The following is a 20,467-nucleotide window of genomic DNA, read 5'->3' on the forward strand; positions in this document are numbered from 1 at the left end:
TTAGTCGTCTGTAAGCACACATAGATGCTTGCAGCAGAGGTTTGGCTTGTGGTTAGGCTCGAAAAGATGCTGTAGCACAAATAGGTGCTTACAGCAGGGGTTTGGCGTTTGCGTGAGCTCGAAAAGATGCTGTAAGCACGCATGTGTGCTTATCGCATGGAAGTAACCTGAGTTAGTGGTCTGTAAGCACACATAGGTGCTTACAGCTGAGGTTTGGCGTGTAATTAGGCTCGAAAAGATGCTGTAAGCACGCATGTGTGCTTATCGCATGGAAGTAACCAGAGTTAGTGAGCTGTAAGCACATATAGGTGCTTACAGCAGGGGTTTGGCGTTTGCGTGAGCTCGAAAAGATGCTGTAAGCACGCATGCGTTCTTATCGTATGGAAGTAACCTGAGTTAGTAGGCTGTAAGCACACATAGGTGCTTACAGCTGAGTTTTTGCGTCTGGGGGAGCTCGAAAAGGTGCTTTAAGCACCCATGTGCTCTTATCATATTGAAAGAACCCTCGGCCTAAGCGCGATAAGTGCTTGGGCCGAGGGTTCTTTATCGGTCATACCTGATGACACCCGGTAACGCCTGCAAATCTCCAACATGATCAATCGGCCATGAACAACGACTCCATAGAGAATGCGGTGCGGAAGCGAAGGCTCTCGACGGGATCCCGCAGATCCCGGCCGGTGAGCCTTTCGCATTTTTCGAGGCGATAGGTCACGGTGTTGCGATGGACAAACAGCTGCTTTGCGGTTTCGGCCAGCTGGCAATGCGTGTTGTAAAAGGTGCTTAGCGTCTTCAGTAAATCGCTTCGCTCTTTTCCTTCGATGCTCAGCAAATCCTTGAAGGTTTCCTCGTAATATTCCTTGAGCTCCTCCTTCGGAATCAACCGCAGTAGGTTGTTGAAGTTTTTGGCGCGGTAGGGCTGGACGAACTGCTTTTTGCGCGCATCATAGCCCGTCTGCAAGGCTTCGATTGCTTCTTTGTAGGACAAAGGAATATGGGGGAGCTGCGATACCGGATTGCCGACGCCAATGGAAACGGGAATGCCATGCTGCTCGCTTAAGGCCCCGACCATATGCTTCAGCTGCTCGATAAATTTGCTTTCCTTGCCTTCCGTTACGTCTTGGCTTGCATGCAGCGCGACAAGGAAGCAGAAATACTCATTTTTGGTGAACAGCACAAAACGCGCATCGAGCTTTGAAAATTCGCTTTTCAATACATTGTAATGGCGGTCGCGCTCCGAGATGAAGCGGCCGTCCGATTCGAGCGCGCTGGAAGAGCCGAACAGGTCGAATGAAGTATCGCGCTTGGCGACAACGCTTATATAGGCCGGATGGCCGAGCAGGTCATAGTTTTTGCTGCGGTGCATAAGCTCCTGCTCCGAAGTAATCAAACCGTCGACAAAATCGGAGAAAAATTCGTTTTTGTACCGCCGCGACCGCTCTTTTACCGCTTGCTTCTTCACAAGCTCGAGTCCGACGACGTTAGCGGCTTGTTCCATGGCATGTTTCGTCAAATTGCTGAAATGCTTGCTGATATCGCTCGTCAAGGCAACTAAAAAGCCTTCGAGCTGAAAGGTTATGATCGGGTGGATCTCGGCATTCGAATAAAGTGTTCCGGCTGACGGCTGCAGGGAAAGCGGAATGGTGAAGGAGCCGTGCGGCGAGGGCGATGCGAGCTCTGCTTGGAGCTCGGCGGAGAGCGGAGCATACAGCTCCTCCGTCATAGAGCTTGAGCGGAAGAGCAGCCCTGCATGAGCGTCTATTAGCATGACCGGCGAATTGATGAGAATGGCCAGCGCTTCAATGACATCCTCTGTGCTCTTGCCCTGCATTATCATTTGCGAAAATTGTTTATGCGTCGTTAACGCATAATGCAGCTCATCGGTGCGTTTCTCCAAGATGTGGCTGAGCGAGTAGTTGGAAATATCGCCGAGCGATTGCTCCAGCGACAGCTCGATAATCGGAAATTGCAGCATCTCCGCGCATTGGAGCACATCCTCCGGGACTTCCTGCAAAAAACGTTTTGTCTTAATCGCAAGCCCGGCGCAGCCGACCTTGGCCATGCTGGTTACGAGAGACAGAAGCGCTTCGGGATGGTCCTTCATCGCATAACCGGTGGTGAGCAGCAGTTCGTGCGGCTTTAAATAATTAATAATATCAGGAGCGTCCATGATGTTGACCGATTGGACGCTGTTTGTCATGCCGTCATGTCCGGCTACCACCTTCGCGTTCGCGTAAATAGGGAGAGAGATAAGTTCTTTGAGAAGCATGACCGCACCACCAATGCATTTTATGTTAGTTTTTATGACATCAATATATCACTTATGCCTCGAGGTGTAAATGTATGTTTGTGTGTATTATTCAATGATTACACGATATTTTTAGCTATTGTGCACAATGACAAGGGAGTGAATACGAATTATGATGTAGTTATACATCACCGATACATGTAATATAAGCTAACAACAAAATGGATTGGGGTTGGAAAAATGAAGTTGGCAGTGAATCAGGTTGGCAAAAGCTTCGGGACAAGAACGATTTTGAAAAATGTGGATCTTACGGTTAACTCACACGAGTTTATTTGCATACTTGGCCATAGCGGATGCGGCAAATCGACGCTCTTGAATATGATTGCGGGTTACCTATTGCCTGATGACGGTTCGATTACGGTAGACGGAGAAGAGATCAAAGGGCCGTCGAAATCAAGAGGAATGGTGTTTCAGGATCATGCTTTATTCCCTTGGATGACCATAAAGGACAACATCGCCTTTGGTCCCGAGGTGCAGAAGATGCCGAAAGCGCAGGCGAAGGAAACGGCCATGGAATTTCTGAAGCTGGTCGGGCTTGAGCAATATGCCTCTCATTATCCCGGAGAGCTGTCGGGCGGGATGAAGCAGCGCGTAGGGATTGCAAGGGCGCTCGCGAGCAAGCCGGATATTTTGCTCATGGATGAGCCGTTCGGCGCGCTCGATGTACTGACGAGGGAAACGATGCGCGTCGAGCTTCAAAAGATTTGCAGCCAGCTGAAGCCGACGATCTTGTTCGTCACGCACAGTATCAGCGAAGCGGTCTATCTCGCGGATCGCGTAGTCGTTATGAAGCATGGGGAGATTGCCGAAATTTTCGATGTGGGCATCAAGCATCCCCGTTCTTCCCATTCCGCAGGGTTTGGCGAGATGATGAGCCGGATTGAACGGGTTCTCATGGATGAAGAGCATGCGGAGCTAGCGCAAGCAAAGGTGGGGTCGTAATGAACGGAGCGAAAATTTCAACGGTAAAGGATGCGGGCGCGGGCGTATCTGCCTTATCGGGGCCTTCCGTTTTAAGCAAGCAGGCGCGTGGCAAAAGTCCCTCTGCAGTCAGCCGATTTTTTCAGAAATACAATATCCTGCCCTCCATTCTGTTTTTTGTTTTCTGGGAGCTGTTCTCCCGAGTGAATGAAACGGCTAAGTTTTTTAACCCTAACTTTCTGCCGGCTCCAACGGTGCTGCTGTCGGAGGGCTGGGAGCTCGCGAAGACGGGAATTATTACGGACAGTCTCATTTCAAGCACGATCAGGATCGCATTGGGATTTGTGATCGGAAGCGCAGCGGCGGTAGGGCTCGGCGTCATCATGAGCAAGTTCAAAACCGTCGAGCGGTGGTTTTCTCCCATCCTCAACCTGGTCGGTCCTATCCCGACCTTGGCGCTGCTGCCTTTGTTCATTATCTGGTTCGGCATTGGGGAGTTTCCGAAGGTGCTGCTCATTGCGTGGACGACATTTATCCCGGTGCTGGTTTACACGCTGGACGGCTTCAAGTCGGTGCCTTCCACTCTGATCCGGTCTGCGCTTAGTCTCGGGGCGACGGAGCGTCAAGTTTTCACGAGAGTCATGCTGCCATCGGCGATTCCGAATTTTCTCGTTGGCGCACAGGTGAGTCTTGGATTATCCTTCTCCGCTCTTATCGTCTCTGAGATGATGGGCGCAAAATCGGGTCTGGGCTACATCATCGTGGATGCCAGAAACTATTTCAAAATTTCCAACATGTTCATTGCCATCATTTTGATCGGCTTGGAATATAGCTTGTTCTCCTATCTGCTGAAGCTTGTCGAGAAAAGGGTAATGGTTTGGCGCAAGGGCGGGCTTCGAGATGCCATCGAGAAGTGACGCTTCGAGCCGGAGACCAGCGGAAAGCAAGTGAAACCTGCAAGCGATACAAGGGAAATGGCGTGGCGCAAGTAAACTACAAAGAGAAAAGTGGAGGGAATACCTATGAAGAAATCCGGAAATTGGTTCAAATCTGCAATCGTGCTTACGTCGTTAACCTTTGTGCTTGCTGCCTGCGGCGGCAATAACAATGCCCCGGCAGCCGAGAATGAAGGTGCGGCATCGAATGCGCCAGCCTCCACGGAGCTTGAAACGGTAGATCTGACTTTGGTTGGCGTCCGTGATGCTCAAATCTCCTCGCAGCAAATCATTGCCGATAAGCTCGGTTACTTCAAGGAAGAAGGGCTTAACGTAACGAGCCAGCTGATCGAAAGCGGCCCGGATATCGGTCCGATGGTAGCCGGCGGCAGCGCCCCCGTGAGCATTCAAACGAACTTTATGGATATTATTTTGAAATCGACGGATATTCCGGTCAAAATCATTGCCCCGCTCGCACAAATTGCCGGTACGCAGGCGGTTGTCGGTTCAAGCAAGCTGGAGCTGAAGAGCGCGAAGGATCTTGAAGGCAAAACCATCGGTATTCCGAGCGGCGCCGACGTGACCATTGCCATCAATAACATGGCTAAAGAGCTTGGCGTTGACGCAAGCAAAATCAAATACGTTAACCTTGCGCCGAGCGACGCAGTAGTCGCTTTGGAGAAAGGCGATATCGATGCGCTGGCTGCTTGGGAGCCGTTCATTACGAAGGCAATCCAAGGCGGCGGCAAGTTCCTCTTCAGTGGAACGAAGAGCGAACTGCCTGACAAGCAAGGGGATGTGAACTGGATGAGCGTACATACGACAATCCAAGTATCCGATGATTTTCTGGCGAAAAATCCGAACACGCTGAAGGCGGTCCTTCGCGCTTTGAAGAAAGCGACGGACTACATCAATGACAACCGCGAAGAAGCGATCAAGACGCTGGCTCCCGAGCTTCACTTGACGGAGGAAGAGCTGACGCAAATCATGTCCCGCAACGTATATTCGATGGAGGTCGGCGATACTTACGTGAACGGCAGCAATGGCCCGGCGGTCGGCGAGTACCTGAAGTCGGTCGGCAACATCAAATCCATTCCGGCTGCGGCGTCCTACCATGATCTAAGCTTGTTGAAAGAAGTGGATGCAAGCTTGGTCGTTACTGAAGTGAAGTAGAAAATAAGATTTAAAAACGCAGGCGTGCAGCGTACTTGCGCCTTCATAAGCAATGCTAGTTAATCGGGCCGCGGACCTCGTTGTCCGCGGCCTGCTTATTTAGCTGCAAGAGGCTGCGCGGCAGGCGAAAATTTAATAGAGGCAGCTTCACTATTTGGCTGAATTTGCTCATAAACTGCATCAGAGGATGAATTAAGGCAGGAGTATTCGGAGTTAACCCTTGCTTATGCACAGAAAGGCGGAGAGCGGAATGGCGGGAACGGATAAGCTCGATTTAATCATAAAAAACGGAAGCGTCGTATTGAAGAATGAGGTGCGAGTGCTGGATATCGGCATTAAAGCGGGGCGGATCGTTCAGCTTGGCGAAGCGCTTGAGGAAGGACATGCCGCTCAAATTACGGATGCATCCGGGCTAACGGTGATGGCCGGCATGATTGATGTTCACGTTCATTTGAATGAGCCTGGCTTGGGCGACTGGGAAGGCTTCGAGACAGGCTCCGCCGCGCTCGCAGCCGGCGGATGCACGACTTATGTCGATATGCCGCTGAACGGCATTCCGCCTACCGTTACGGTGAGCGCGATGGAGCAAAAGCTTGCCGCGGCAAAGGATAGGTCTTATGTGGATTATGCTATTTGGGGCGGATTGGTGCCCGGGAAGCTGCATGAGCTTATTCCGCTGCATGAGGCGGGCGTCGTCGGATTCAAGGCGTTTATGTCATCGCCGGGCGATCCGAGCGAGGAAGCGTTCCGCGAGGTAGATGATTACACGCTGCTCGAAGGCATGAAAATCATTGCGGGCATGAACAAGGTACTGGCCCTGCACGCCGAGAGCGAGCCGATCGTATCGAAGCTGGGCCGGGACATGCGGGAGGAAGGGCGGTTGACGCCTGCTGATTATGTGGCCTCGCGGCCCATTATAGCCGAGCTAGAGGCGATCAACCGGGCTCTCTTTTATGCGGAGCAGACGGGCTGTGCCCTGCATTTCGTGCATATCAGCAGCGAAGCTGGCGTTCGTTCCATTCTGCAGGCGCGTGAACGCGGGGTTAATGTGACGGTAGAAACCTGTCCGCACTATTTGGCTTTGACGGCAGCGGATTTGGATCGCAAGGGAGCGGTTGCCAAATGCTCGCCGCCGCTGCGGGATGCTGCGGAGCGGGAGAAGCTTTGGGGTGCCGTTGCGGAGGGTGCGATCGATATGATCTCGTCGGACCATTCTCCTTGTCCCGCCTCCATGAAGGAAGCGGACAACTTTTTCGATGCCTGGGGAGGCATAGCCGGCGCTCAAAGCTCGGTAGAGCTGATTATAGGAGAAGGCCATGTGAAGCGCGGCTTGCCGCTTACGCTGCTTAGTGATTTGCTCGCAGGCGGGCCTGCGAGGCGTTTTGGGCTTCAAGGTTCCAAAGGCGAAATAAGGATAGGCGCAGATGCTGATCTCGTACTGATTGATTTAAACCGGTCTTATATTTTGGAGGAAGCGCATTTATATCAGAAGCATAAGCACAGTCCGTATATCGGGGAAGAGCTGCATTGCCGGATAATGGCGACTTATTTACGCGGTCATCGGGTCTATGGGGAAGCAGGCGGTTTAGGCGAGGCCAAACGGGGCCGATGGGTGAGATAGATTTTGCAGGCGAGACAGGAGGAACGGCTATGGAGCGAGGTTTACGTCTCTCCCCGCAAGAAAAGGAACGCATGTTATCGCAATTCGAGACGCAGGTCACGCAGGTGTTAAACTGGCTGGCCTCGTTTAGTCCGGATGAAGAAGGCGGCATTACGCGGCTGCTTTATACGGAAGGGTGGCTGGAAACGCAGCTGGCGCTTTCCGCTAAGATGGCGAGCTATGGGCTATCCGCGGCATTTGATAACGTAGGCAACTTATTCGGAAAATTACAAGGCGAGGATTTGGATGCGCCTTCTATTATAACGGGCTCCCATATCGATACCGTCGTGCAAGGCGGGATTTATGACGGGGCTTATGGCATTGCGGCAGGGCTGCTTGCGCTGGATTATTTGCGGCAAACCTACGGCAAGCCGAAGCGGACGCTTGAAATCGTGTCGCTCTGCGAAGAGGAAGGAAGCCGTTTTCCGATGGCTTATTGGGGCTCGGGCAGCGTTGTCGGCAAACGGAATTTTGAGCAGATTGTCCATCTGCAGGATTTAAATGAGGTGTTTTTTGCGGATGCGATGCACCGCTGCGGCTTTGGCGAAGGCACGGGCAGTGACAGCCGCCGCCATGATATCGGCGCCTTTATCGAGGTTCATATCGAGCAAGGGGCGGTGCTGGAGAAAGAGGGAATCGCGGTTGGCGTGGTTGACGCGATTGCCGGCCAGCGGAGGCTGAAGTTCGAGGTGAACGGTGAATCGAATCATGCGGGAACGACGCCTATGCATATGCGAAGGGATGCGCTTGAAGGTGTAAGTATGATGATTCAAACGCTTCGCCAGGAGGCGATCCGTCTGGGTCCGCCGCTTGTGGCGACGGTCGGCAGATTGCAGGTGCAGCCGAATGTGCCGAACGTGGTGCCGGGCAAGGTGATTTTTACGGTGGATGCGCGTCATGCCAACGGGCAAGCGCTGGATAGCTTTTGCCGCTGGGTGCTGCAGGAGTTTGCGTCCATTGCGGATGAACGCCAGCTGGAGCTTCATGGCACGGAATGGTTCCGGGAAGAGCCGGTGCCGATGAATGAACGTCTTAAAGGGCATCTGGATGATGTATGCGGGAGCCTGTCTATTTCCTCCAAACGCATGATCAGCGGAGCGGGGCATGATGCCCAGATGTTCGAGCATATTTGTCCGACTGCCATGCTGTTCGTTCCGAGCAGGCGCGGTATTTCGCATTCCCCCGAGGAATATACGGAGCCGCGTGAGCTTGCGGTCGGGGTGCTTGTGCTGACGGAGCTGCTTTATCGATTAGGCTATGAGGGGGAAGAGTTATGAAGGTATATAAGGATCTAGCGCCATCGCCTCGCACGATTATGACGCCGGGGCCGGTAGAAGTCGATCCGCGCGTGCTGCGGGCGATGTCCTATCCGATACTCGGGCAATTTGATCCGGAATTCACGGCCATAATGAATGAAACCATGGGCATGCTGCGGCTGCTCTTCAAGACGGAGAACGAATGGGCATTTCCGGTGGACGGGACGTCGAGATCCGGCATAGAAGCCGTGCTCGTTGGATTAATTGAGCCCGGGGACAAGGTGCTTGTGCCGATTTACGGCAGATTCGGGCATCTATTGACAGAAATCGCTAAGCGCTGCGGAGCGGATGTTGTCACGCTGGAAAAGGAGTGGGGCAGCGTGTTCACCGCAGCGGAAATCGTGAACGCGATAAGTGAACATCAGCCTAAGCTGGTGGCTCTTGTTCACGGCGAGACATCGACCGGACGCATGCAGCCGCTGGAGGGAATCGGGCAGGCGTGCAGAGAGGCGGATGCGCTGTTCGTTGTGGATGCTGTCGCCACGATTGGCGGCATCGAAGTAGCAACGGACCGGCTGCTTATTGATGCGGTAATCGGCGGTACGCAGAAATGCTTATCCGTTCCGGCAGGCATGGCTCCGATCACGTACAACAAACGGGCGGAAGCCAAACTGCAAAGCCGCAAAAGAATCGAGAGAGGGCTGCTGCTCGCCGATGGCGACGACGATCCTCTGCTGCGTCCAATACAAAGCAACTACCTTGATTTGAGCCAGCTTCAGGATTATTGGAGCCCGGCGCGGCTGAACCATCATACGGAAGCGACCTCGATGCTTTATGCGCTGCGCGAGGGACTGCGCCTCGTGCTGGAAGAGGGGCTTGAAACGCGCTTTGCCCGGCACCGCGAGCATGAAGCCGCATTAATCTCCGGTTTAGAGGCGATGGGCCTGAAGCTGTACGGCGACCCTTCCTGCAAAATGACCGTCGTCACCTGCATTGAAATACCAGCCGGCGTGGACGGAGAATCGGTCCGCTCCATGCTGCTCGACCATTACGGCATCGAAATCGCCAGCTCCTTCGGGCCCTTGAAGGGGAAAATATGGCGCATTGGCACCATGGGCTACAGCTGCAGCAGACGAAATGTGCTTCTAACGCTTAGCGCTCTGGAGGCGGTTCTACTTCGCCACGGGCATAAGCTTGAAGCGGGCGAGGCGCTGCAAGCAGCCATGGACGCCTATGGCATGTAGGTATATTTTATAAAAACTTTACTTTACTTTTACTTTGCTGTGGCCTTCCTTTTACCCGCGACCGATACAATAACCTCATAGTGAATTTACGGGGGTGGAGGTATGGGGATGTTGGGGAAGTACAAGTGGACGCTTATGATAACGCTATTCATGCTTGCCTTGATGACGGCGTTCCTGCTGCAGGGAGTGAACCGCTCCAATGCTTCGGGAGATTTGTCGGATCCTTTTCTTGATCCGTATGCCTTGTCGCTGGCGCATCGCCATGAGGGGCCGGGTTTGGAATCCGCAGCGGAGAAAAGCGTACAGATACAGCTGGCTTGGCCGCAGGGGGAAGTGATCGCAGGTGCTCAGTCGCTGCTTTCCTTGACGGTGAGGGGCGGCAAGGGCGAGCCGATCGAAGATTTTGAAGTGACCAACGAGAAGCTGCTGCATCTCATTGCCGTAAGCGAGGATCTGCAGCAGTTCCAGCATGTTCATCCTGTGTATAAAGGTAAGGGAATTTTCGAGCTTCCGATTGTGTTTCCCCAGGGAGGCGCGTATAAGCTGTACGCGGATTTTTTGCCTAAAGGGATGAATGAGCTAACACGCATGGGCGAGGTAAGCGTACGGGGTGAGCCGCCTGCGCCGTCAATCATGAAGCCGAGCGAAACGTTGGTTGCCCAGGTTAACGGCATGAGGGTGGAGCTTTCATTGGGTGAAGAGCCGCTGCCGCAGACGCAGATGAGCATGGCCTATACGTTTACCGATGCCAAGACCGGGGAACCGATCGACGATTTGGAGCTGTACCTCGGCGCAGTGGGGCATGTCGTCGCCATTGATCAATCCAAGCGGCAGTTCATTCATATTCATCCACTTAACTGGGCGTCTAAGGGGCCGCAAGCGGTGTTTGGCGTAAGCTTTCCGGAGAGCGGGTTGTATAAGCTTTGGGGTCAATTTCAGCGTAATGGCGAGACGTTCGTAGTGCCGTTTGTCGTTAAAATCTAATGTCATAAGCGATTGGCAAATGCCTATCTGCGAAAGCGGGTTTCGGCTTCCTTGAGGAAGCGGAGAACTCGGCTTTCTCGGGTAGGCATTTTTTTATATAAGCATTGCTAGGTTGTGCCGGCACAAAAGCTTTACCCAAAACGGGGAAATATATTCATTTGCCTTTACCTTTTCGGCCTTCATTCATTACCTTCAGATGTTAGAGTAGGTAACATCAACCAATGGGAAAGGGGGATGCGGTGGCAAGGTGAAAAGGCGAGGCGTTTGGCAAAGAAAAAGGCTTAGAGAGAAATTATAATTGGAGGGAAACTATGAGAAAGAAAAAGCTGATCGTATCCGTTATCGCAGCATCCGTCGTTATCGCTTCTATTAATATTTTTCCGGGTGCGCTTGGACTAGGTAGATTGAGCGCGGCAGAGATCGACAAGATCGTTTATCATCCGCTTAACCCGTTAAGCCCGCAAGAGATCGAAGAAACGGCCGCTATTATCCGAAAATCGCAATATGGCAGCAAGGATATGTACTTCTCTGAAATTAAGCTGGAGGAACCGGATAAACAGAAGGTATGGGCTTGGGATGATGCGGGCGGAGCTAAGCTGGCCAGGGAAGCGACTTTCACGCTCATTAAAGGAAGCAAGCCATACGAAGGAACGGTGAATCTGGATACGGATAAAGTGGTGTACTGGAAAGAAGTGAAGGAGGGCTGGCCTTTCTATACGGAATGGGGCCAATCGGAAGCGATCGTCGAAAAAGATAAGGATGCGGTTGCCGCTCTCGCAAGGCATGGCATTACGGATCTCAGCAAAGTGTCCTTTGCGGATGGACCGCTGGGGGATTACGGCCCAGAGCTGACGCCGCCAGGCTCGCGGCTAGCCATGTCGGTTCCGCGTCCGAAGATCGAAGGTGCGGTTAACAACTTCGCTCATCCCATGGACGGTCTGGCCTTCCTCGTAGATCTCAATGCCAAAAAAGTCATTAAAATTTACGAGTCCGGCAATCCTCCTGTTCCAACCGATCCGAATGATTACACGAAGGTAGTGAAGACGAAGCGGACGGACGAGATTAAGCCGCTTATCATCAGCCAGCCGAAGGGCGCAAGCTTCTCGGTCAAAGGTACGACGGTCGATTGGCAAAACTGGAAGTTCCACTTCCGCCTTGATCCCCGCGTAGGGCCGATGGTATCGACCGTTTCCTACACGGAGAACGGAAACAAACGGAAGATCATGTATGAAGGCGGTCTTGGCGGCATGATGGTTCCTTACGGCGACCCGGACGCGGCTTGGCTGTACAAAATATTTATGGATGCCGGCGAGTACGGCGTCGGTTTATCGACCCGGCCGCTTAATATCGGGTCCGATGTGCCGAAGAACGCGACTTTATTCGATGCGGCCATCAACAACACGGAAGGCAAGGCGCGGGTCATCAAAAATTCATTCGCCTTGTTCGAGCGTTATGCGGATCCGGAATGGTCGCATAACGGCGATGCGAGAGAGCGCCGCGAGCTGGTGCTGCGCGCAATCGCTACAATCGGCAACTATGATTACGTGCTGGATTGGGTTTTCCTGCAAAACGGTTCAATCAAGCTTATGGCGGGAGCCACGGGTCTTGCCCAGGTCAAAGCCGTCAGCTCGAAGACGATGGATGACAAGACAGCGGTGAGCGATACCCGCAACGGTAAGCTGGTGGATGCAAACATTGTCGCGCCGACGCATCAGCATATTTTCAGCTATAGGCTGGATTTGGACGTGGACGGCGAGTCCAACTCTGTCGGTGAGATTCTGCCGAAAGCGATATCGGTGAAAAATCCGGAATTTGCCCGCAGCGAGATGATTACGGTGGAGAAGACGTATAAGCTGGAGCAAGACGCGATTCAGAAGTTTGATCCGGATAAAATCGTTCTCGTGACGAACACGAGCAAGGAAAATAAGCTGGGTTACGCAACGGGCTACCAGGTTATGCCTTACGCGGGCGGCACTCATCCTTTTATGGAAGAGCCGCTGTTCACGAAAACGGATTATGTCCTGAAGCGTGCGGAATTTATCAATAATCATATTTGGGTGACGCCGTATAAGAAAGAAGAGCAATATTCCGAAGGCAAGTATACCACGCACAACAAAGATACCGGGCTTGGACTCTGGACGCAGCAAAACCGCAGCATCGAGAACAAGGATACGGTCGTGTGGCTGACGACGGGAACGACGCATGTCATGAGGGCCGAGGAATTCCCGATCATGCCTACGGAATGGGTAACAGCCATGATTAAACCGTTCAACTTCTTTAACGAGACGCCGACGCTGGATTTGAATAAGACAGAGTAAAGCGCATAGCTGAAAAAAACAGTCCGTTTATTTGCCGCCGTGGCAGAGGAACGGACTGTTTTTCGCAATAACCGTGTTAACTCATTGATCGGAAGCCCAGTCGTCTAGGATTGTCGAGCTGCCGGCATCCGCCTGAATGCTGTGTGGGCGTTCCTTGTTATCCTGAAGGTCGAATAGAAATAGTACTTATAGACGGTCTCCATGAATGCCAACCGTAGTATATGCATAGACGCGTCTATAAAGGTGATAGTTTCCAAAATTTATAATTAGATGAAATTTTAATTTATTTCTTTCCTGAACAGCAATTTAGAAACTATTAAAAAGAAACTATTTTTAGTAGTCATAGACTGTTGTACATCCCTTTAATAGAAACTCGACATAGTATACACAAATCGATTTGGAGGTGCTTTTATTGGTTTGTGTAAAGCCGCGTCGAAAGACAGAAAGTTGTAAAAAAGAGGCTAAGATCATTAACTCTTTCCAATCTAACGTTTTTATCATCAATAAAAAAACAAAGAAAAGGAGAGTTAGACGCAGGCCGATACCGAGACGGTTGCTCAAATGGTACGATTTTTTAGAGATTCCTAACCCCATGGTGCCTGGCGGCCCGCCTATTGCCACGTTTACGCTCCCAACCCCGCCCGCTGCGTTCGGTCCGGAGATTTCGATAAGCTCATCGTTCATCACCTTGAGCCGGATCGATTCGAATGACCGCGCCGAGCTAAAAGCGACAATCGTTTGGAATTTTGGCCTTACAATCCCCGAAGGCGGCCCTGAAATCACCGTTGTTTCGCAGCAAATGCAATTTAGCATTTGGCGTGACGCCCCATTTACCGGAACGCGTCTTTGTACAGTCGTGGATACCCGGAACCTAACTCAAATTTCAGTTGATGCACCTGCTGGCTCAACGATGACCAGCACGGCTACAACCTCTTTTTCGTGCACGGATTCAGCCATTTCAGGCAGAACGCACAATTACTATTTAACCGGTGCAGCCGGCGTTGCGAATGGTTTTCTTGTTATGCTGGGAGAAGGCGGCGGAGCTCCGACACCGATTACCGATTTCAACAGCCCGACAGTGACCGAGCTTCATTTCAGCGGTTCGGTTATCGACCGAAACTAATCTTCAATCCTTAAATCTTGGATCAGACTGCCGCGGCTAATATTAATTAAGATAAACATTAATGTAAAGCATCCAATAACGGCAATGTTAGCGAAAAAATACAGCCGCGGCCGCTCTGGTCATTCGACATAACCGTAAGCTGGCCGCCATGCATGTCGGCAATTTCCTTGGCGATCGATAAGCCGAGTCCGCTCCCGGGTATGCCGCTGTTTCTTGATTTATCCACTCGATAGAAGGAGTTGAATACATAAGGCAGCGCCTCCTCCGGTATGCCAGAGCCGGTATCCATGATGCGGTAGACCGCATCGTGGTTTGTGAGCTCCAATGTAAAGGTGATGGGGCTGCCGGCCCCGGAATATTTCATGGCATTATCGATTAGATTATCGATTATTCGGCTGATGAGATGGGGATCGCCCCGTAACTGTCCGCCGTCTGCTAACTGCTTCGTATGGAAGGGGCGCCGTTCCAGCTTCATGTAAGCCTCCCATTTCTTGACCATGCCTTGGAAGAAGCCATCCGCTGCAAAAACGGTATATTTGGCATCCAGCTGCCGGGTTTCCAATAAGCTCAACTCGTTGAGGTTGCGAACGAACTGATTGATGGTTTGAATATCCTCGTAAATTCTGCGCAAAAAGATACCCGTATCCTCGCCGCTAATCGTCCCGTCATTTATCGCCTCTATATAACCGCGAATTAAGGTAATCGGCGTTTTCAAATCATGCGAGATATTCATGAGCAGCTCCTTGCGCCAATGCTCTAATCGCAGGAGCTCCTCCACGCGCGCTTCCAGTTCATTATTCATGTCGCGCAGCTCTTCCGTGCGCAGCTCGACCTTATGCTCGAGCTGTTGGTTGAGCTCGGTCTGCTGCTCCATAAGCTCGCGAATGTTTTGCGACATGCGGTTGAAGGAACGCAGCAGCTGATTGAATTCCAGCGTCCGTGTGTCGTTGAGAGCGGCTTTGAACTGGCCCCCGCCCATTTCGGCGAATGCGCCTGCCAGCAGATTGACGGGTCTTGTAACTTTGGAACGCAAATAGAAAGAAAGAAGGATGCAGAGAGCGACAGCGACTAAAGCGAGCAGGGACAGCTGAAAGGCGAGCTGGTTGCCCATTTGTGAAGAGAGCTGCTCCGTAGCGGTATGAATCGGCTCGAGGAGCTTGTTTTCCGGAATGATATAGCCGAGGATCCAGTTCGTAGACGGAATCGCACGGCTGAATACGACCTTTTGCTGCCCGCCGAGCTGCATGCTTCGGAAGCTGTTTAACGTATCCTCGCTGAAGAGGGCGGCTAAATCCAGCCGTTCAATTTCATTTGCGCCATGCTGCTGGGTGGCAATGAGCTCATGGTCGGTACCGAGCAGCAGCGCGATGCCGTCCTCGTCGCCAAATCTCGTATTGAGCACGTTGTTTACGAAGCGCTCGATCGTCACATCGGCGGCGACTACTCCTCTGAGTACGCGGTGTTCGTCATAAACAGGCGTTGTCGCGGTAAACATCCAGCCTCTCGGCGTGATATCAAGGTAAGGCTTCGTCCAGGCGACCTGATTCTTTTTTGGTCTGACGTTCAGGGCGTCGGAATAGAAGTTGTACGAGGTCAGCTCGTTGATGGGCGTTGGCTGCGTATCGGAACCTTGTCCCGTATATTCCGGATAATAAAAGGAACCGGATTTCGGATGGATATAATACATCGATACGATATTTTGCTTCCGCGAGGATTCCGATTGGAACAGCGGAAACAAAGCCTTGCTCAGCGCCAGGTCGTAGGCCTGCTCCGGTGACGGATACTGGAGCGGGTTATCGGTTCGAATGGAAATGACCCCCAAACCATCGGAGTGCTCCTCGGTAAATCTTTTCTTCTCTGAGTCGTACCTAAAGGCAATGGGCTGTACTTCTTTGCGGCTATCCGCTGAAAATATAGATTCGGCGAGCGCTTTGGAGAGCAGGACAGCGTCCTCGACCAGCCGAAGCTCGGTATCGATGGCGCGAACCTGCTCTTCTATGTTGGCTTCATACATGCTTATGTAATTTTTTTCGATTAAAGCGGTATTCAGCTCATTGAAGTGATTGAGCTGCGAGGTTACCGTCTGTCCGGCGAATACGGATAATAGCAAAAGCGGGATTAGGGAGACGGACAGCATAGCCGCAAGCATCTGGAATGCGAAGGTGCGCGGCCGTAGAAGTGCTCTAATGTTCTTTAATGGGTTCATCGTACTTGTATCCAATGCCGCGAATGGTTTTGATGCGCGATGGCGAAGAGGGATTTATCTCGATTTTTTTGCGCAAATGCCCGATATGCACTTGAAGGGTTTTGGTATCGAGGTTGCTTTCGTAACCCCAAATATGAGTCAATAAGCGCTCGGCCGTAAGCACTTGGCGCGCGTTTTGCATGAGGTAAGCGAGAAGCTGGAACTCCTTCGCGGAAAGCTCGATTCGTTTCCCTTCAACGTAGACCTCGTGCGCGTCGATGCGCAGTTGAACATGCGTGGACGATATGACCGTTGAGGGCATGACCTCGGCTTGCCGTTTATAGACGATTCGGTTGCGGCGCAGCTGTGCTTTGATTCGGGCAACGAGCTCGACGGGGCTAAAGGGCTTGCTGACGTAATCATCCGCTCCTACGCTCAGCCCGACAACCTTGTCGATTTCCGTGTCCTTGCAGGTCAGAAATACGATGGGGACATCCGTCGTTTGGCGCAGCCTGGCGCAAAGCTCATAGCCTTCCATATCGGGGAGTAAAACATCGAGCACGATGAGCGCGGGCTGCTCATTTTCGATTAGCTCGATTGCTTGCTTTCCGCTTGTTGCATTCAAATGGCGGAAGCCGTCCTTGGACAAATACATGCCGACCAGCTCGCCGATCCTGACTTCATCGTCAACGGTTAATATGAGTTCTCCTGGCAAGTCGGTTCACCTCTTTGCATGGGATATAAACGTCACTCTTTGATTTAAATATATACGCCGTAGTAAGGTTTGCGCAATGTTTATGTAAGGTTATATAACATAAAAACGCTGTCATCCCCAAATAAAAAAGCAGACCAGCTTATTACAGCTGGTCTGCTTCCATTCCGTAGTCATTCACGAACGAAATTAATTGTTGATATAACGCTCGAAAATCGCGCCAAAATCCTTCACGCGGTACTGCTTATGCGTGTTGACCAGCCAGTTGAAGGCGGATTTGTTCAAGCCGTCGAATTGCTCGACAACATTGAAATCGCCCTTGTGGATTTGCTGCAGCGTAGTGGAGGCGAGATCAAGACTGCGTCTTGCATATTCAAGCGAGATTTCATTCTCGCGCGTAATTTCGGAAATTTTGATAAGTGCTTTGTACAGGTCCTTAAGCTCTTCGATATGCTTCTTGTTTACGTCGATAGAGAACGGTACGGAACCGATCGTGAACTTGATCTCAACGTCAAGATCGACGGTGCCCGCGGTTTCAAGCGCAACTTGCGAGATCTGATTGGCGCTGTAGGAATAACGTTTAAGCGTGCGCTTCTTGCTTAGTGCGCTTGTGCCGTCCAAATGGATGAGAGCGAGATTCGTAAAGCAATATTCATCGGTTTTCGATTTGATCAGAAAATAGATCTTCTCGTTATCCTCATGCATGACATAATCGTCAGAATCGGCCTTGCTGAAATCTTCCGGCTTAATAATCGCGCCAATGTCGCTTAACCCGAGCGCGTCTGCAGCTAATTTTCCAAACATCTTACCATTCCTTTCGTAATCGCATCGATTTCATACTCACTCATTATATATTAGAATTGGGCATTTATGTTAGTTCGTTTGTAGGAATTCGTTTGGATCAAATGGATAAAATACGGAAATTTCAGCAAACTGAGGAAAGGATAAATGTGCTTGTGATTCGATTAATGGCGAAGAAAGGGGTGTTACGCTCTGAGTAAACAACAAGAAGGCTCGAGCTCGCTGCGCAGGGGGCTAAAGGCTCGGCATATGACGATGATATCGCTGGGAGGCTCGATCGGTACGGGGCTCTTCCTCGCAAGCGGCGGTGCTATTCATTCCGCAGGGCCGGGAGGCGCGCTGCTTGCTTATGCGCTGATTGGAGTCATGGTTTATTTTCTCATGACGAGCTTGGGTGAAATGGCCACCTATATGCCGGTATCGGGGACATTCAGCACTTACGCGACCCGGTTTGTCGACCCCTCGCTTGGCTTTGCGCTGGGGTGGAACTATTGGTACAACTGGGCGATTACGATCGCCGCGGAGCTGTCGGCTGCTACGCTTATTATGAAATTTTGGTTTCCGAACAGCCCCTCCATTTTGTGGAGCGCTTTGTTTTTAATTCTCATGCTGAGCCTTAACCTGCTATCGGTTAAAGGTTACGGGGAGTCGGAATATTGGTTCGCGATGATCAAAATCATCACGGTGATTGTCTTTATTGCAATAGGTTTATTGATGGTGATCGGCATTTGGAACGGACAGGCCGTGGGGATAGGCAACCTGACGGATAATCCGTTTCCCGCAGGCTTTCTAGCTACGTTAGGCGTATTTATGGCGGCGGGCTTCTCGTTTCAAGGAACGGAGCTGATCGGAGTGACGGCTGGGGAAAGCGAGAATCCGCGCGAAAATATTCCCCGTGCGATCCGTTCGATATTTTGGCGCATCCTCTTATTCTACATCTTGGCGATCCTGCTGATCGGCATGCTGATTCCGTATTCGAACGAACAGCTGGCGAGCGGGGGTATTTCGACGAGCCCGTTTACGATTATTTTCGAAAAGGCGGGGCTTGCGGTTGCGGCATCGATTATGAATGCGGTCATTTTGACATCTGTTTTGTCCGCGGGCAATTCAGGCATGTATGCTTCCACGCGCATGCTGTGGGTGCTCGCGAAAGAGGGCAAGGCACCGCGCTTTCTCGCACGCCTGAATGAACGCGGAGTGCCGGTTACCTCGTTGCTCGCGACAGGAGCGCTAGGCATGCTTGCTTTTCTGGCTTCTTTCTTCGGCGACGGGGTTGTGTATGTGTGGCTGCTGAATGCATCCGGGATGTCCGGCTTTATCGTCTGGCTTGGCATTGCGATTAGCCACTACCGCTTTCGCAAGGCGTATATCTACCAAGGACGGAAGTTGGAGGATCTGGCTTATCTCGCCAAATGGTTTCCTTTTGGCCCGATCCTTGCCATGATTCTTTGCATTGTGGTGATCGGTGGCCAATTCATTGGGGCGCTGCATGACGGACGAATCGATTGGGCGTATATTATTGCGTCGTATGTCGGCATTCCGCTGTTTCTCGCCATATTCATCGGACACAAATGGAAGCACCGCACCCGAATGCTCACGCTGGCAGAATGCGAGCTGGAACCGGAGGAATAGGTGACGCTGCAAGCAGGAAAAGCCCAGCAGGCAATTGCTTGCTGGGCTTTGGGCTGCTATTGATGGATGCGTTCGCCTATTCAAATGACCTGAAAGGTATCATGAACTCCGGCATACCCTGCGCATAAGCGGTGTACTCATATTGCTCGAAGGTAATGACGATCGCGCCATGTCTGAGGTAGAAAGGGCGATCCGGCTTGATGCCTTCGAACGGATTCAACAGATTTAATTTTCTCGCTTTTATTTGCGCGTTTATCGATTGATTAATGATAGCGACGTAATCGGAATGGCTGCCGGCGGCTTCCTTCAGGGATACCGTATCGCCATTCTTTAAATCGAATGTATAGGGAATGCGCACGGTTGTGCCGTGGGCGCCGCCGAGGTCAATATAATAATCGACATAGAGGCTTAGCATATCCTGTTCGTTATAGGTGATGGTGTAATTCCCTTCATAGGCTACCGGCGGATAATCGATATCCGGATTATCCGATTGCAATTTTTCATTTTCCTGCATCGTTTTGGTAAGGGACTGCTGACCGGAGACGGTGAAGGACTCGGCTTCCCGTTTCAAGAAGGCATTGACCTTGCTCTGGGTATCGGCGTTCTCATAGCCGGAGATGACGGGATAATGAATAAGCAGCGATTGTTTCTCTGTGACTTCGCTGATCGTTTTTGTAGCAAAGTTCAGGGTGTTTTCTTTGATGGTCTGAATGTCTACCGTGCGCGTGTCGGCGTCATAAGAAATAACATAGCCCATTCGCTCCAGCAGAAAACGAAGCGGCAGAAACGTCGAGCCGTTATTCAAAATCGCTTGGCTGCCATAAACGCGCTGTCCGTTCAGCTCATAGCTGCCATTTACCGGAGACGCTATGAATACGCGGTTGCGTCCGGTAACGACGGCTGATCTTGATTTGACATCCCAGCTTGTTGCAAGGCCCAGCTTTTCATTAAGCACACGAAGGCTGATGTAAGTCTCGCCATCTACGATTGCTGTGGGCACCTCTGTGCGCATACCGTCAATTAAGAAAGGCTGAGAGACGACATTTAACATAGATGCAGCTGCGGCGGAGCCTTCTGCCGCAGCTGCGAAGTCTGCTCCGGGGAGCAAGCCTGCCGCTGGCGCAGTTGAAAGCAGCATGGATGCCGTAAGTGCCGCTGCAAGCTTTCTTTTTCGTTTCAAGCTCTTATTTTGTTTGATTTGGATGGGTGTCATACCGT

General features: G+C 51.6%; 15 protein-coding genes. 10 read left to right on the top strand and 5 right to left on the bottom strand.

Annotated features, from left to right (window positions below):
- Positions 1-595: 595 nt before the first annotated feature.
- The gene (locus tag MRBLPE1_RS23995; RefSeq protein WP_364150148.1) at positions 596-2,266 is read right to left on the bottom strand and encodes a PucR family transcriptional regulator; all 1,671 of its coding nucleotides are present in this window, start codon (positions 2,264-2,266) and stop codon (positions 596-598) included.
- Positions 2,267-2,485: 219 nt separating this feature from the next.
- Between MRBLPE1_RS23995 and MRBLPE1_RS24000 the strand changes: the two genes are divergently transcribed.
- The 9 genes from MRBLPE1_RS24000 to MRBLPE1_RS24040 all read left to right on the top strand — a co-directional run bounded on the left by MRBLPE1_RS24000 (position 2,486) and on the right by MRBLPE1_RS24040 (position 13,919).
- Positions 2,486-3,247: an ABC transporter ATP-binding protein gene (locus MRBLPE1_RS24000; RefSeq protein WP_364150151.1), complete on the top strand. Its 762-nt coding sequence runs from the start codon at positions 2,486-2,488 to the stop codon at positions 3,245-3,247.
- On the top strand, positions 3,247-4,143 hold the full coding sequence (locus MRBLPE1_RS24005) for an ABC transporter permease (protein WP_364150153.1): 897 nt from the start codon (positions 3,247-3,249) through the stop codon (positions 4,141-4,143). The genes MRBLPE1_RS24000 and MRBLPE1_RS24005 overlap by 1 nt, the downstream gene beginning before the upstream one ends.
- 105 nt (positions 4,144-4,248) lie before the next feature.
- Positions 4,249-5,334: an ABC transporter substrate-binding protein gene (locus MRBLPE1_RS24010; RefSeq protein ID WP_364150156.1), complete on the top strand. Its 1,086-nt coding sequence runs from the start codon at positions 4,249-4,251 to the stop codon at positions 5,332-5,334.
- Between the two features lie 250 nt (positions 5,335-5,584).
- A complete protein-coding gene (gene allB / locus MRBLPE1_RS24015; RefSeq protein WP_364150158.1) occupies positions 5,585-6,955 on the top strand; it encodes an allantoinase AllB in 1,371 nt (456 codons plus the stop codon).
- 29 nt (positions 6,956-6,984) lie between these two features.
- Positions 6,985-8,271 (top strand): allantoate deiminase, encoded by a 1,287-nt coding sequence (allC, locus tag MRBLPE1_RS24020; RefSeq protein ID WP_364150161.1) that lies wholly within the window; start codon positions 6,985-6,987, stop codon positions 8,269-8,271.
- Positions 8,268-9,494, top strand: a complete 1,227-nt coding sequence (locus MRBLPE1_RS24025) for a pyridoxal-phosphate-dependent aminotransferase family protein (protein WP_364150163.1) — start codon at positions 8,268-8,270, stop codon at positions 9,492-9,494. Before allC ends, MRBLPE1_RS24025 begins: the two co-directional genes overlap by 4 nt.
- A gap of 108 nt (positions 9,495-9,602) precedes the next feature.
- Positions 9,603-10,478, top strand: coding sequence for a hypothetical protein (locus tag MRBLPE1_RS24030; RefSeq protein WP_364150165.1), 876 nt, complete (start codon positions 9,603-9,605; stop codon positions 10,476-10,478).
- 311 nt (positions 10,479-10,789) lie between these two features.
- Positions 10,790-12,796: a primary-amine oxidase gene (gene tynA, locus MRBLPE1_RS24035; RefSeq protein ID WP_364150168.1), complete on the top strand. Its 2,007-nt coding sequence runs from the start codon at positions 10,790-10,792 to the stop codon at positions 12,794-12,796.
- Positions 12,797-13,388: 592 nt separating this feature from the next.
- Positions 13,389-13,919 (top strand): hypothetical protein, encoded by a 531-nt coding sequence (locus MRBLPE1_RS24040; protein WP_364150171.1) that lies wholly within the window; start codon positions 13,389-13,391, stop codon positions 13,917-13,919.
- A gap of 58 nt (positions 13,920-13,977) precedes the next feature.
- On the opposite strand, the gene MRBLPE1_RS24045 is transcribed toward MRBLPE1_RS24040, so the two are convergent.
- The 3 genes from MRBLPE1_RS24045 to MRBLPE1_RS24055 all read right to left on the bottom strand — a co-directional run bounded on the left by MRBLPE1_RS24045 (position 13,978) and on the right by MRBLPE1_RS24055 (position 17,620).
- A complete protein-coding gene (locus MRBLPE1_RS24045; protein WP_364150174.1) occupies positions 13,978-16,125 on the bottom strand; it encodes a sensor histidine kinase in 2,148 nt (715 codons plus the stop codon).
- A complete protein-coding gene (locus MRBLPE1_RS24050; RefSeq protein ID WP_364150176.1) occupies positions 16,103-16,819 on the bottom strand; it encodes a response regulator transcription factor in 717 nt (238 codons plus the stop codon). The genes MRBLPE1_RS24045 and MRBLPE1_RS24050 overlap by 23 nt, the downstream gene beginning before the upstream one ends.
- A gap of 186 nt (positions 16,820-17,005) precedes the next feature.
- Positions 17,006-17,620, bottom strand: a complete 615-nt coding sequence (locus MRBLPE1_RS24055; protein WP_308996084.1) for a PH domain-containing protein — start codon at positions 17,618-17,620, stop codon at positions 17,006-17,008.
- A 246-nt stretch (positions 17,621-17,866) separates the two neighbouring features.
- Between MRBLPE1_RS24055 and MRBLPE1_RS24060 the strand changes: the two genes are divergently transcribed.
- Positions 17,867-19,249 carry an amino acid permease gene (locus tag MRBLPE1_RS24060; protein ID WP_364150179.1) on the top strand — a complete coding sequence of 461 codons (1,383 nt, stop codon included), beginning with the start codon at positions 17,867-17,869 and terminating at the stop codon, positions 19,247-19,249.
- Between the two features lie 76 nt (positions 19,250-19,325).
- Here the strand turns inward: MRBLPE1_RS24060 and MRBLPE1_RS24065 are convergent, their stop codons facing one another.
- Positions 19,326-20,462 carry a stalk domain-containing protein gene (locus tag MRBLPE1_RS24065; RefSeq protein ID WP_364150182.1) on the bottom strand — a complete coding sequence of 379 codons (1,137 nt, stop codon included), beginning with the start codon at positions 20,460-20,462 and terminating at the stop codon, positions 19,326-19,328.
- Positions 20,463-20,467: the final 5 nt, after the last annotated feature.

It is taken from the genome of Paenibacillus sp. LPE1-1-1.1 (assembly GCF_040676435.1).
GTDB lineage: Bacteria > Bacillota > Bacilli > Paenibacillales > Paenibacillaceae > Pristimantibacillus.